The following is a 13,062-nucleotide window of genomic DNA, read 5'->3' on the forward strand; positions in this document are numbered from 1 at the left end:
GACACCGGCCGGTGCGGAGGCTCGTCCTCCGCACCGGCCACCGGTCAGCCTTTGCAGATCTTCTTGTCGGGCTGGACGTCCAGCTTGTTGAACACGTTGTCGACCTGTCCGATGCCGGCACTTGCCGCGATCGGCCCCGCGTTGAACAGGTCCAGGAACTTGTTGATCACCCTCGCCAGGCCGCCGGGGATTGTGTAACCGACGCCGTAGTCCACGGACAGGCCGAGTTGGGTGCTGCGGCACAGCGCGAGTGGCGCTCCCAGAGCGGAACCGACAGTCAGCCCCGCAGAGGCGGTGACGATCGCGTACAACCCGGCCGTGAAACCGAACATACCCAGGCCGGCCCGGAACGCCGCCTGGTAGTAGATGATGATTCCGTTCACGCCAACCGACGGTCCGCTGATCGAGTCGGTGATGCTGTTGTGGACGGTGAGGTTCCAGGGCTTCGTGACACCGAACACGCCGTCGGCGTAACCGAACCCGACGGAGCCCTCCAGCGACCACTCGCCGGCCGCCTTGATGTTGCCCTCCTTGGAGCTGAAGGCCGTCTGTATCCCGATGACCTGGTTGGCGGTGACGGAGAACGGCACCCCGAGGATCTTGCCCACCGGCACGCTGAAATCCAGCGGGATCGGGATGCGCTTGTTGATGTTCTGACCCCTGTCGGTTGCCCCCTTGATCTCGATCCGCAGCCCGGCCATCCCGCTGACCCGCAACTCCGCCCTCCGGATCGTGGCGCCGCGAATTTCGAGGTAGAACTGGGCCGTCGGGCTCTTCATCAGCAATGTCGCCAAGCCCACGATGCGGATCCCGCCGCCGTCATAGCTGAACCGCGCGCCCACCGCGTTCACGCAACAGATCGACGTGACGTCGAAACCGGCGATCCGCCGAACGCCAGAGAGGACCGCCGGGGACACGCCGACACCACTGCCGACCGGTCGCACCCCGGACGAGGAGGGCGGCGTCAACGCCGCAGGCACAGCCGCGCCGCCACCCGCCCCGCCATCCGCCGCGTCGTACTCGGCCCAGAAGGGTGTACCCGCGTCGTACCGGACCGGTTTCTCCAGGGAGACCGGGCCGTCACTGGCGAAGGTGCCGTCACGGATCACGTCGGTGATGTCCACCGGCCCCAGGACCACCGCCAGGTCGTCGCCGTCGCGTCGGACGTCGAGCACCCGCCCGACCACCCGCCCGGTGAGGAACAGGACCTTCCCCCGGGCGAGCTTGTCGGCTCCGCTGGCCTGGGGGTCGATGCGCCAGGTCAGCGCATCCTCGGAGAGCCCGCGTACCGAGCCGCCCCCGCCGCCCACGAACACCACGTCGGGCTGGTAGGTCACCTTCGGGTCCGGCACCGGTGCCGCCCCGTACCGCTGGTCCGCATCGGCGGCGTCGGCCGGCGGGCGGGGCGGTTTCGGGCCGGCCTCACCCCGCTGGCAGGCGGCGAGAAGCACCAGGGTCACCGTGAGCAGCACGGCCACCGCCCGGCGACGCCGCGATCCCCGTGCCACCACCTCGCCTCCCTCGCCGTTCAAAGGCGGCCGGCGACCGTGCGGGCCGCGGTTTCCAGAGCCGCGCGGTAGGTGGCCGGATCCTCCAGGCGAACCAACCGGACGCAGACCCACACCCCGCCCTTGCTGACGAAGACCGTGCCGTCCTCGGCGTACGACTCGTCACCCACTCCACTGATCGGGGTCAGCTTGTGCCCGAGTTCGCGATCGATGTCGAGGAACTTCTTCGCGCCGTCACCGACGTACACCTCCACTTGGGCGGTCGGCCCGGTCGCCGGTCCGGTGTAGGTGCAGGAGTCCCGATCCTCCGGCTTCTCCAGCGGGTCCTGCAGCGGGGTGCCGGCCAGCTTCTCGGCGTCGCCCTTCGTGACCAGTGCGCAGGCGTCGACCTTCGCCGCGGCCGGCGGCGCCTCCGCCGACGGCGGCGCGGCCGGGTCGCCCTCGGGCGTGGCGGCCCCGCTCTGCCCTGCGCCGGCCGCCGGGGTGCCGTCGTCGTCCTTGCCGCCGATCATCCCGCAGCCGCCGAGCGCGGTGAGCGTCGACACGGCGGCTGCGGCGGCCAGGAGTTGAACGCGCCGCCGCCTGCCGGTTCCAAGGTGAGTCATCGTGGCTCCACTTCCTGTCGCGGGGTCGGCCGGTCGGGGGCTGTGCATCACAGCGGGAGGGCGTCGAGCACCTTGCGCAGCGTCGGCTCGTACCCGCCGGGGCTGGCACTGATCGCCTGGAAGCTGCTGAGGATCACGGTGTAGCTGCCCTTGTCGCTGACCACGACGGCCTCACCTTCGATGTCCTTCACCGCGAGGTACGCCTTGCGGCCCTTGTCGACGTCCTTCACCTCCCGGTAGATCTGGGTGGCCTGCTGGCGCTGGTAGGCGTAGGTGCTTTCACCGGCGAGCGGCGAGGCGACGGTGATGGTGAGCGAGGCGACGCCCTTGCCGTCGCCGAACAGGCAGTTGCCCTGGTCCTCCATCGGTTGTCCGACGAGGTCGGTGACCTGGGCCGCGCTGAACGGGCACGCCGGCCGTGGAGCGTCGGGCAGGGCGCCGTCGCCGTCGCCCTCGGCGTCGACCCCGACACCGGCTCCGGCGGCGGGGTCGGCGCTCCCGGTGTCGTCGGGGCCGCAGGCGACGAGCGGCAACAGCAGCAGCGAGCACCACAGAGGTGCGATCAGTCGGCGCACAGTCATGCTTCCTTCACCTGTCGGGGGAGATCCGGGTTGGTGGAGCTGATCTGAGGTGGACGGATCCACCGGGCCGGAATCAGCCGGTCGACCCGCCACGCGCTGTCGGCGGCGGCCGCGGCCACCACCTCCGCGTCGGGGCCCTCGACCAGCGCGATCACGACATCGTCGGTGGGCAACCGGATGGCGGCGACCAGCCGACAGCCCGGAGTGGTGATCAGCGGCGCCGCCGTGCCCGCCTCGGAGGAGCAGTCGTACTGCTCCAGGACGAACAGGTGGTTGGCCATGACCTGACGCTAGGTCCCGGCGGGCGGCGAGGAATCGGGCGTTTCCCTATGCTTGCGAGTCCGCCCTGGTCATCGCCGCGCCCAGCTCGGCGCGAGTGGAGATGCCGAGCTTGCGGTAGACCCGGGCGAGATTGGCCTCGACGGTCTTCGGGCTGACGAACAACTCGTCGGCGATGGCGCGGTTGGTCCTGCCGCGCGCCGCCAGCCGGGCCACCCGCTCCTCGGTGGGGGTGAGGTGCCGTGGTGTCGGGGCGCGACCGCCGACGCGAGCCAGTTCGGCCCGGGCGCGCTCGGCGAACGCCGCCGCGCCGATCGCGCTGAACTCCGCCACCGCTGTCTCCAGCGCCTGCCGGGCCGGCAGCTTCCGGCGGGACCGCCGGTGCGCCATCCCGGCCACGAACAGGCAGCGGGCGCGATCCAGCGGAAGCACATCCGGTGGTACGGCGTCCCGCGCCGCCGCCAACGCGTCGAGCGCCGGGCCGGGGTCCTGGCCGGTGGCGCTGTCCAGCAGTACGCGAGCCCGCGCGGCGCCCAGGGTCGTCCAGGGCCGTGGCAGCCGGCGATGTCGGGCGTTCAGCCGTTCCAGCACCGCCCCCGCCCGGTCGAGTTCGCCGGCCCCGACACACGCCTCGATCCAGTCCGGCTCGAAGCGCATCGAGAGGGGCTCCACCAGACCCCGCGCGTCGATCGTGGCGGCCAGGGCGGTGTAGGCGGCGGCGGCCTCCGCCATCCGGCCGGCTGACAGGGCCACGAACCCGGCCAACTGCTGGTGGATACGTCGGCACCAGTCGTCGTCCAGATCCTCGGCGAGTCGCAGGCCGGACTCGGCGACCCGGGCCGCCTCGTCCAGCCGGCCCCGATGGGCGTCGAGCAGGGCGGCCAGCCAGGTCTCGGCGACCAGACCGCTGCCGAGCTGGTCACCGAGGTCCCGCGCGGCGGCGATGTGCCGTTCCGCCTCGTCCCACCGCCCGGCCAGCAACTCGGCCTCGCCCAGGTGTGTGAGCAACTCGTGTTGCAGGGGCTCGTCCCCGCGTGCCTCCGCCCGCCCGAGCATCCGGTGCAGTCGACTGCGGGCACGCTCCGCGTCGTCCATCGACTTCCACCAGATCGCGGGCACCGTGCTCGCCAGCCACGCCGGTTCGTCACCCTCCAGGGTGAGAGCCCGTTCCAGCAGGTCGGTGCGCGGTGCCCGGCCGAGGCGTACCTCCTGGAAGAAAAGCAGGACCAGCGCGGCCGCGAGCAAATCGTGTTCGCCGTCGCGACCGTCCAAGAGGGCGGCGGCGGCCTCGGCGTGCGCCCGTGCCGGCTCGGTGTGGTCGTTGAAGACGGCCAGGTGGGCGTGGATGCGACCGGCCAGGGCCGAGTCGGGTCGGGCCGCCGCCAGGGCCCGGGTGCCGAACTCCACCGCCGCCTGGCCGGCCTCGCCGCTGGACCAGGCGACGACGGCGCGCAGCAGCAGGGACTCGGCCCGTACGTCGCCGGGGAAGTCGGCCGCGACCGCCTCGGCCGCCTGCCGGGCCGCCGGGAGGTCACCGCTGTCGAGCCGGCAGCGCGCCGCCGCGAGCCGCCGCCGGCCCAGCCGTACCTGGTCGTCGGCGGGGGTGAGCTGGCCGGCGCGGTCGTGCAGGTCGGCGGCGAGGTCGGGCGCGCCACGGCTGTGCCACCGCTCGGCAGCGGCGGCGAGGGTGTCCGCGACCGCCGGGTCCGGTTCCGTCGTACACAGTGCCAGGTGCCGGGCCCGCTCGTCCGGGTCGGCCACCAGGTCGGCCAGCCTGCGGTGCAGTCGGCGGCGCACCCCCGGCGGAATCCCGGCCCGTACGGCGGCGGCGTGCACCGGGTGGGTGAACCGCACGCCCGTCGGTGTCACGACGATCAGCCCGGCCTCCTCGGGGGCGTCCAGCGCGGTGGCGGACACCCCCGCCGCTGTCAGGTCGACCAGCGTGGGCACGGTCAGCAGCGCGGCCAGTCGTACCGCGTCGCGGCTGGCGGGGGACAGCCCGGCGACCACGTCCGCGAGCAGGTGGTGCATGGACGCCGCCACCGGCAGGTCGTCGCCGGGCGAGGGGTGGCGCGGCAGGCGTTGCATGGCGCGGACCACCTCGATGGTCAGCAGTGGATTGCCCTCGGCCTCCCGCGCCACCCGCACCAGCATCGGTCGGGTGAGCGTGACGCCGAGCTGATCGCGCAGGACGTGGTGCAGAGCGCCGACGTCGAGTGGCGGCAGCTCCACCCGGTCGAGCCGGCTGCCGTCGCGGCCATCGTCGAGCCCGAGGGGCACGCTCTCGGGGTCGCCCCGGCCACGTCGGCGGCTCACCAGCACGCTCAGACCCGCCACGCGGCGCAGCGCGTACCGCAACGCGCGTTCGCTCGGCCGGTCCAGCCAGGGCGCGTCGTCCACGGCCACCAGCGTCGCCGGGTGGCCGTCCTGCGCTGCGGCTTCCAGCAGGGAGCGGGTCGCCGCCCCGACCACCCGTACGTCGACGGCCTCGTGGACGTCGCCGGCGAGGAGCACGACCTCGGCCGCGGTCCGCTGCGGCTCGGGCAGCGCGGCGACCCGGTCGGCGAGCGGGCGCAGCAGGTCGGCCAGGGCGGCGTACGGAAGCTCCGCCTCGGCCTCGGTGGGCGCGCAGCTCAGCACCAGCCAACCCGCCTGCGCGGCCTGCGCGACCAGCGTCCGCCAGAGTTCGGACTTGCCGATGCCGGCCGGCCCCTCCACCAGCACCGGCCCCGGTCGGCCCAGTCGCTGCCAGGCCCGGTCGAACACCTCGTCCCGCCCGACGATGGCGTGTCGCATGGGGAAATTCTGGCATCGGAGACGGTCGCCGGGGCATCCCGCCAACGGGTGACCGGGGATGGCCCGCAGGCCCGGCTGACCGGCGGAGACTAGCCGTCGATGCGGGTGATGTTGCGGATCTTGTTGGACGCGTCCAGGGCGGCCACCTTGTACGCCTCGGCCAGGGTGGGGTAGTTGAACACCGCGTCCACCAGGTAGTCGATCGTGCCGCCGCAGCCGATCACGGCCTGCCCGATGTGGACGATCTCGGTGGCGGCGGTGCCGAACACGTGCACCCCGAGCAGCCGGCCGTCGTCGGGGGAGACGAGCAACTTCAGCATCCCGTACGAGTCGCCCACGATCTGGCCACGAGCCAGCTCGCGGTACCGCGCGATGCCCACCTCGAACGGCGTCGAGGAGTCGGTGAGCTGCGCCTCGGTCTGCCCGACGAAGCTGATCTCGGGGATGGTGTAGATGCCGATCGGCTGGAGGCCGTGCATCTCGCGGATCGGCTCGCCGCAGGCGTGCTGCGCGGCCAGCCGGCCCTGCTCCATCGAGGTGGACGCCAGCGCCGGGAAGCCGATCACGTCGCCAACCGCGTAGATGTTGTCGACCGGGGTGCGGTAGTTGGCGTCGACCGCGATCCGGCCGCGTCGGTCCGCCTCCAGCCCGGCCGCCTCCAGAGCCAGGTCGTCGGTCTGGCCCTGCCGGCCGGCCGAGTACATCACCGTGTCCGCGACGATCTTCTTGCCGCTCTTGAGGATGCACAGCGCGGCGGTCTGGTGCTTCTCCACGGCGGCGACCTCCTCGCCGAAGCGGAACGCCACGGACAGGTCGCGCAGGTGGTATTTGAGCGACTCGACGACCTCCTCGTCGCAGAAGTCGAGCATCCGGTCGCGGCGTTCCACGACTGTCACCTTGGTGCCGAGCGCGGCGAACATCGACGCGTACTCCATGCCGATCACACCCGCGCCGACCACGACCATGCTGCGGGGTACGGCCTGGAGGTTGATGACGCCGTCGGAGTCCACGATGGTCCGGTCGTCGAAGTCGACACTGTCCGGCCGGGCCGGGCGGGTGCCCGCCGCGATGATGGCCTTGTCGAAGGTCACCTTGGACTCGCGCCCCGAGCCGGCGTCCACCCAGATGGAGTGGGCGTCCGCGAACCGCCCGGTCCCGGTGATCATCGCGACCCGGTTGCGGGCGAGCTGGTTGCGGATGACGTCGGTCTGCCGGGTGATCACGTGCTGGGTCCGGGCGGCCAGGTCGCTGACCGTGATCTCCTCCTTGACCCGGTAACTGCTGCCGTAGAGATCCCGCTGGCTCAGGCCGGTCAGATAGAGCACGGCCTCGCGCAGTGTCTTGGAGGGGACGGTGCCGGTGTTGATGCACACCCCACCGATCATGTCGCGGCGGTCCACGATGCCGACCCGCCTGCCGAGCTTGGCGGCGGCGATCGCGGCCTTCTGACCACTGGGTCCGGAGCCCAGCACCAACAGGTCGTAGTCATACATGATCGCTAGCGTCCCAAGATGTCGGCGAGCGCGCCAGAGCCGATCGTTGCTCGTCCGCCCGCGCAGGCGCCGACACTCCTCCTCCGGTGCGGCGCGCGGTTGCCCGAGGGGGCCGCTCTCCAAAGCCGGCACAGGGAACGAGCCGTTCGCGTCGGTGGGGGATGTGTCGGTCGCTGCCTTTGGAGCTGAATCGTTTGCGACATCGCCGGCCAACTTCACCCGGACGTCATCGGGCGGACGTCAGCGGGCCGACTTCACCCCTGGCGGACGCCGCCAGCGGACTTCGGCGGGGCCGACATCACCGACCGGACCAGGTGGGCGTAGTTCACGATCCGCGATCCCAGACAGTGCGGCCGAATCGTTTACGGCATCAGCTCCAAAGGGCGCCGCACCCACATCCATCCCCCTGCGAGCCCGCGTCGGCGAGGCCACACCCGGCGAGGCCGCGTCCGCGAGCGCGCGTCTGCTAGGCCGCGCCCCGGCGTGCCGGTCAGCCCCTGTTGCCGGACCCGCCCTAACCGACGAGGCGGCGCTCCCAGGCCCAGGCGGCGATCTCGACCCGGTTCCGGGCCGGAAGTTTCATCTGCACGCTGGCCAGGTGGGTCTTGACCGTGCCGACGGCGATGAAGAGTCGGGCGGCGATCTCGGCGTTGGTCAGGCCCCGGGCGACCAGCTTCACGACGTCGAGTTCCCGTGGGGACAACCCGGCGTCGTCGTGCGTCGACGCGGGCCGGCTGAGGTGCTCCAGCAGCCGTACCGTGATGGACGGGCTGATCAGCGCTTCACCGGAGACGGCCGCGCGGACCGCCTCCACCAGCAGCGCCGGGCCGGAGTCCTTGAGCAGGAAGCCGCAGGCGCCGTTGGCGAGCGCGGTGTGCACGTACTCGTCGAGGTCGAAGGTCGTCACCACGACGACCCGGATCGGGTCGGCGACGCCCGGCCCGGCGAGCAGCCGCAGCGCCTCCAGACCGTCGAGGCGGGGCATCCGGATGTCCAGCAGCACCACGTCCGGGCGCAGGCGCCGGGCCATCTCGACCGCGACGACTCCGTCGGCGGCTTCGCCGACCACCGCCATGTCCGGCTGTGCCTCAATGATCATGCCGAAGCCGGTCCGCACCATCGCCTGGTCGTCGGCGATCAGCACCCGGATCATCGCCCCACCGCCGAGCGCAACGGGAACGCGGCGTCGAGCACCCAGCCGCCGCCGACGCCCGGCCCGGCGGTGATCGTGCCGTCGAGGGCGCGTACCCGCTCGGTGAGGCCGAGCAGGCCGAAACCGTGCCCTCGGGCCGGCGCGGTGCGGGGGGTCGCGCCGTCGTCGGCCACCCGGACCAGCAGCCAGTCCGGTGTACGGCGCACGGACACGTCCACCGATCGCGCATCCGGGGCATGTTGGCGGGTGTTGGTCAGCCCCTCCATCACCACCCGGTACGCCGAGGTCGACACCTCCACCGGCAGTCCTTCCAGGTCACCGTCGACGTGCAGCCGTGCCGGCGCGCTCGCCGTGCCGTTGAACCCGGACAGCAGGGGCGCCAGGTCGATCACCCCGGCCAGCGGGGCCAGCGGTGCGTCCGGCGGTGCGTCCGGGTTCCGCAGGACCCCCACCATCCTCCGCATCGAGGCCATCGTCTCGGCGCCGGCCCGCTCGATCTGCTCCAGGGCGACGATCACCCGACGCGGATCCTGCTCGGCGACGAACCGCGCACCCTGCGCCTGCACCACGATGCCTGTCACGTGGTGGGCGATGAAGTCGTGCAGGTCACGCGCGAACTCCGCACGCTGCTCGGCCCTGACCAGCGCGATCGCCCGGTCCCGACCGGCGGCGATCACCCGCAGATAGAGCCCCACCCCGGCGGCAGCGACCGCCGCGAGCGCCTGGAGCAGACCGAAGATCACGAGCAGGCTGTCGGTGCCGATGCGCAGCGGCATCGCGGCGACGGCGAGCCCGGCGGCCATCGCCGCCCACAGGGCGAACCGGGGTGCGCCCCAGCGGCTCACCACGAAGACCACCCCGATCAACCCGGCCGACTCGGCGAGCCCCCAGGTGCGGGCGAACACGGTGCCGCCGGTGAGAACCACCAGCATTGCGGTCACCGCCAGTGAGACGGTGGCGAGTGCCAGCGCGGCCAGCGGCAGCCGGTGGGAACCCAGCCGATGCACCGGAAGCCAGAGCGGCACCGTCGCCACCGCCAACCCCATCGACACCAGCAGGAGTACGAGAGCGGTGATGCCGAGGCCATCGGTCGCGCTGACCGTGAGGTCGAAGAGGGCGAGCAGCCCAAAGGCCACCAGCCCGGCAGCCTGGGCCAGGCGTACCCACCAACGTCGAAGATCCGGCGCGCTCATGATGACCCAGCGTAGCCAGCCGGGCGGAGATGACAGATCAGCCGAAAGGCAGACCCGACGCCGGCGATACCCGGCCCCGGACCGATGCGCCCGCCCGCCGGTGGCGGCGACGCTTTCCCGGTCACATCGCAGCCACTGGAGGAACAATGACAACCCACGCCCCGCCTCAGACCAGCCACGCCGCGGTCGCCGCGGTCGACCTGGTGAAGGTGTACGGCAGCGGCGACACCGCCGTCCGCGCCCTGGACGGGGTGTCGGTGGGCTTCGGCCGGGCCGAGTTCACCGCGATCATGGGCGCGTCCGGGTCCGGCAAGTCGACGCTGATGCACTGCCTCGCCGGCCTGGACACGGCCACCTCCGGCCGGGTCCTGCTCGGCGGCACCGACCTCACCGGGCAGTCCGACCGCACGCTGACCCGGGTACGCCGCGACCGGATCGGGTTCGTCTTCCAGTCCTTCAACCTGCTGCCGCAGCTCACCGCCGCGCAGAACATCACCCTCCCGCTGGATCTCGCCGGCCGGCAGCCCGACGCTGCTCTCCTTGCGCACCTGGTCGACGTGCTGGGGCTCGGCCAGCGGCTGGGCCACCGGCCCAGTGAGCTCTCCGGCGGTCAGCAGCAGCGGGTCGCGCTGGCCCGGGCGCTGGTGGCGCGGCCCGAGGTGGTCTTCGCCGACGAGCCGACCGGCAACCTCGACTCCCGCTCAGGCGCGGAGGTGCTCACCATCCTGCGCGACTCGGTCCGCGACCTCGGCCAGACCGTCGTCATGGTCACCCACGACCCGATCGCCGCCGCGTACGCCGACCGGGTGGTGCTGCTCGCCGACGGCCGGGTCGCCGGCGAGATCGACAAGCCGGACCAGGTGTCGGTCACCGACGCGCTGCGTGATCTGGCGGCCCGCGCATGAGGGCGACCGTGCTGCGTAGCCAGATGAGCGCCGCCGCCCGGCGGCCGGGCCGGCTGATCCTGACCGGTCTGGCGATCCTGGTCGCGTCCTTCGTCGTCTTCGGCACCGTGCTGGTGCAGGGGATCACCGAACGGACCGTGCGGGACAACCTGAGCGGCACCCCGGCCGCCACCGACCTGGTGATCGGCAGCAACGACGAGCCCCCGCCCACCGTGGCGGAGTTGGCGCGGCTGCGCGCCGTGCCCGGTGTGGCCGAGGCGGTGGGCCGGGTGGAGATCGGGGTGTCCGTCGACGACGGGTACGTCAACCTCCAGGCCGATCCGGGCACCGGCCCGCTGAGCAGGGTCACCGTCGTCGAGGGCAGCTATCCGGCCCGGCCCGGCGAGATCGCGGTCACGCCCCGTACCGCCCAGCGGGCAGGGCTGTCGGTCGGCAGCACCGTCAGCGGCGAGGGCGGTGAACTCACCGCGCCCGCCCGCCTCGTCGTGACCGGCATCGTGGACACCAACGCCGACTCCGGTTTCGACGCGTACGCCCCGGACAGCGCCGTGACCTCCTGGGCGCGCCTGAACACCGTCGATCGCGTCGACGTTCGGGTGGCACCCGGCGAGTCGACGGAGGCCGTGCACCAGCGGGTGACCGCAGCGGTCGCCGGCCAGCCGATCCGCTCCGGCGACGAGGTACGCGAGGCGGAGGCCAACGCCGCGGCCACAGAGGTCGCGACCCTGTTCATCCTGGTCGGCGTGTTCGTGTCGATCGCGGTCGTGGCGGCAGCGCTGGTGGTGACCTCCACCTTCCGGATCGTCTTCGCCCAGCGGATGCGGCAGCTCGCGCTGCTGCGCGCGGTCGGCGCGGGCCGAGGCACCCTGGCCGTGGCGATGACCGCCGAGGGAGCGTTGACCGGGCTCGTGGCCGGCGTCACGGGGGTCGCCGCTGCTCTCGCTCTCGGCGTCGCGCTGCCGGCGATCCTGCGCTCCGCCGGTCACGCCGTCTCGTCGCCGGCCCCGCCGCTCGCGGCGGCGGTAGCCGTGGTGATCGGCGCGGTCGTGATCACGGTGCTGGCCGTCCTGGCACCGGCGCTCTCGGCGGCCCGTGTGTCCCCGCTGGAGGCGTTGCGGACGGCGAGCATCACGGCCGGCCGGCGCGGCATCGGGGTGCTGCGCCTCGTGTCCGGGCTGCTCCTGGTCGCCGGCGCGGTCCTGGCCGCCGTCGTGGCGATCAGCCGGTTGCCGAAGCCTGAGCAGACGACGTACGACCCGCTAGTGCCACTGCTCCTGCTGGTCGGGTCCGGCACGCTGGCATTCTTCGCGCTGGTGGCCCTCGGGCCGCTGCTGGTGCGTCCCGTGCTGGCCGTGGTGGGTTGGCCGCTGCGCCAGCTCGGGCCGCTCGGGCGGATGTCGGTCGGCGGGGTCGGCGGGGCGCCGCGTCGGGCCGCGGCGGTCTCCGTCGTGGTGGCGCTCGGCGTGACCCTGATCTCCGGGGTGATCATCGGCGGTGCGTCGTTGCAGGTCCTCGCCGACCGCGAGCTGGCGCTGTCGGCGCCGACCGACTTCGAGGTCGTCGGCAACGGTGAGCCGTTGCCGGCGGATGTCGTGACCCGGGTCGAGGCGGCGCGGGGCACGCTGGCCCGGGTGGTGCCGTACCGGCGGGTCGGCGACGTCACGCTCATGCGCGGTGCCGACAAGCTGGGCGACGTCGAGTCCAGCTATGTGACGAACGACCTGGACCTGAGCGCGTTGCCGACCACCGGTGACCTGGACGTGGCCCAGGGCGCGCTGGCCGATCGCGGCCCCGGCCGGATCGTGCTCGACAGGTGGGTTGCCCGGGACACCGGTCTGCGGGCCGGCGACGCCGTCACCCTCGCCATCGCCACGCGCCGGGTCGACGTGCGGGTGGCGGCGGTCCTGGGCGGCGACGGCCCGCTGCGCGCCGGCATTCTCACCGACCCGGCCGACCTGGACCAGCTCGGCGTGCCGGCCGCGTACACGGGTCTGCTGGCCGACGCGGCCGAGTCCGGTGAGGACGGTCGGACCGCGGGTGTGCGGGCGTTGCGTGCCGCGATCGGGGACAACGACGGGGTGGGCCTCGTGGTGCTCGCCGATGAACGGGACCGCAACGACGAGGTGGTGCGCACCCTGGTCTGGCTCGGCGTCGGTCTGGTCAGCCTGACCGTGCTGATCGCGGTCGTCGGCGTGGGTTCCACGACGGCGCTCTCGGTGGTGGAACGGGTACGCGAATCCGGGTTGCTCCGCGCGATCGGTCTGTCCCGCACCGGCCTGCGCACGATGCTGACCGTCGAGTCCGGTCTCTACGGGGTGGTCGGTGCGACCCTCGGCCTGCTGCTCGGCGTCCCGTACGCCTGGGTCGCGGTGCAGTCCCTCGGGATCAACGCCCCGTTGACCGTGCCGGTGCTGCCACTGGTCGGGCTCTTCGTGACGCTGGTCGTGCTGACCGCGCTGGCCGGGGTCCTGCCGGCCCGGCGGGCGTCGCGGGTCAGCCCGGTGGTGGCGCTGGGGGCCGATGGCTGAGCCACGGTGGCGGGTCGGTGC

The 13,062-nt window shown here is 72.8% G+C and carries 10 protein-coding genes; 2 read left to right on the forward strand and 8 right to left on the reverse strand.

Features of this window, described 5'->3' with window-relative positions; genetic code table 11:
* Positions 1–44: 44 nt before the first annotated feature.
* The 8 genes from ABZ780_RS03310 to ABZ780_RS03345 form a co-directional block, all read right to left on the reverse strand.
* Positions 45–1,508 carry a hypothetical protein gene (locus ABZ780_RS03310; protein WP_357483692.1) on the reverse strand — a complete coding sequence of 488 codons (1,464 nt, stop codon included), beginning with the start codon at positions 1,506–1,508 and terminating at the stop codon, positions 45–47.
* 20 nt (positions 1,509–1,528) lie between these two features.
* Positions 1,529–2,113 carry a hypothetical protein gene (locus ABZ780_RS03315; protein ID WP_357483695.1) on the reverse strand — a complete coding sequence of 195 codons (585 nt, stop codon included), beginning with the start codon at positions 2,111–2,113 and terminating at the stop codon, positions 1,529–1,531.
* Between the two features lie 47 nt (positions 2,114–2,160).
* The gene (locus tag ABZ780_RS03320) at positions 2,161–2,694 is read right to left on the reverse strand and encodes a hypothetical protein (protein WP_357000061.1); all 534 of its coding nucleotides are present in this window, start codon (positions 2,692–2,694) and stop codon (positions 2,161–2,163) included.
* Positions 2,691–2,975, reverse strand: coding sequence for a hypothetical protein (locus tag ABZ780_RS03325; RefSeq protein WP_357000063.1), 285 nt, complete (start codon positions 2,973–2,975; stop codon positions 2,691–2,693). The genes ABZ780_RS03320 and ABZ780_RS03325 overlap by 4 nt, the downstream gene beginning before the upstream one ends.
* 46 nt (positions 2,976–3,021) lie before the next feature.
* Positions 3,022–5,769 carry an AAA family ATPase gene (locus ABZ780_RS03330; protein WP_357483697.1) on the reverse strand — a complete coding sequence of 916 codons (2,748 nt, stop codon included), beginning with the start codon at positions 5,767–5,769 and terminating at the stop codon, positions 3,022–3,024.
* 89 nt (positions 5,770–5,858) lie between these two features.
* On the reverse strand, positions 5,859–7,262 hold the full coding sequence (gene sthA / locus ABZ780_RS03335) for a Si-specific NAD(P)(+) transhydrogenase (protein WP_357000067.1): 1,404 nt from the start codon (positions 7,260–7,262) through the stop codon (positions 5,859–5,861).
* A gap of 514 nt (positions 7,263–7,776) precedes the next feature.
* Positions 7,777–8,415, reverse strand: a complete 639-nt coding sequence (locus ABZ780_RS03340; protein WP_357483700.1) for a response regulator transcription factor — start codon at positions 8,413–8,415, stop codon at positions 7,777–7,779.
* Positions 8,412–9,608: a histidine kinase gene (locus ABZ780_RS03345; protein WP_357483703.1), complete on the reverse strand. Its 1,197-nt coding sequence runs from the start codon at positions 9,606–9,608 to the stop codon at positions 8,412–8,414. Before ABZ780_RS03345 ends, ABZ780_RS03340 begins: the two co-directional genes overlap by 4 nt.
* 146 nt (positions 9,609–9,754) lie before the next feature.
* On the opposite strand from ABZ780_RS03345, the gene ABZ780_RS03350 reads away from it, so the two are divergent.
* Together ABZ780_RS03350 and ABZ780_RS03355 are read left to right on the forward strand one after the other, a co-directional pair.
* Positions 9,755–10,513, forward strand: a complete 759-nt coding sequence (locus ABZ780_RS03350) for an ABC transporter ATP-binding protein (protein WP_357483705.1) — start codon at positions 9,755–9,757, stop codon at positions 10,511–10,513.
* Positions 10,510–13,041, forward strand: a complete 2,532-nt coding sequence (locus ABZ780_RS03355; RefSeq protein ID WP_357483709.1) for an ABC transporter permease — start codon at positions 10,510–10,512, stop codon at positions 13,039–13,041. Before ABZ780_RS03350 ends, ABZ780_RS03355 begins: the two co-directional genes overlap by 4 nt.
* The last annotated feature ends 21 nt before the right edge of the window (positions 13,042–13,062 follow it).

The organism is Micromonospora sp. NPDC047467 (assembly GCF_040643095.1).
GTDB lineage: Bacteria > Actinomycetota > Actinomycetes > Mycobacteriales > Micromonosporaceae > Micromonospora.

Coding starts and splice junctions, on each gene's coding strand:
- ABZ780_RS03320 (WP_357000061.1), bottom strand. CDS start 2,694: ATGACTGTGCGCCGACTGATCGCACCTCTGTGGTGCTCGCTGCTGCTG.
- ABZ780_RS03350 (WP_357483705.1), top strand. CDS start 9,755: ATGACAACCCACGCCCCGCCTCAGACCAGCCACGCCGCGGTCGCCGCG.
- ABZ780_RS03345 (WP_357483703.1), bottom strand. CDS start 9,608: ATGAGCGCGCCGGATCTTCGACGTTGGTGGGTACGCCTGGCCCAGGCT.
- ABZ780_RS03315 (WP_357483695.1), bottom strand. CDS start 2,113: ATGACTCACCTTGGAACCGGCAGGCGGCGGCGCGTTCAACTCCTGGCC.
- ABZ780_RS03340 (WP_357483700.1), bottom strand. CDS start 8,415: ATGATCCGGGTGCTGATCGCCGACGACCAGGCGATGGTGCGGACCGGC.
- sthA (WP_357000067.1), bottom strand. CDS start 7,262: ATGTATGACTACGACCTGTTGGTGCTGGGCTCCGGACCCAGTGGTCAG.
- ABZ780_RS03330 (WP_357483697.1), bottom strand. CDS start 5,769: ATGCGACACGCCATCGTCGGGCGGGACGAGGTGTTCGACCGGGCCTGG.
- ABZ780_RS03355 (WP_357483709.1), top strand. CDS start 10,510: ATGAGGGCGACCGTGCTGCGTAGCCAGATGAGCGCCGCCGCCCGGCGG.
- ABZ780_RS03325 (WP_357000063.1), bottom strand. CDS start 2,975: ATGGCCAACCACCTGTTCGTCCTGGAGCAGTACGACTGCTCCTCCGAG.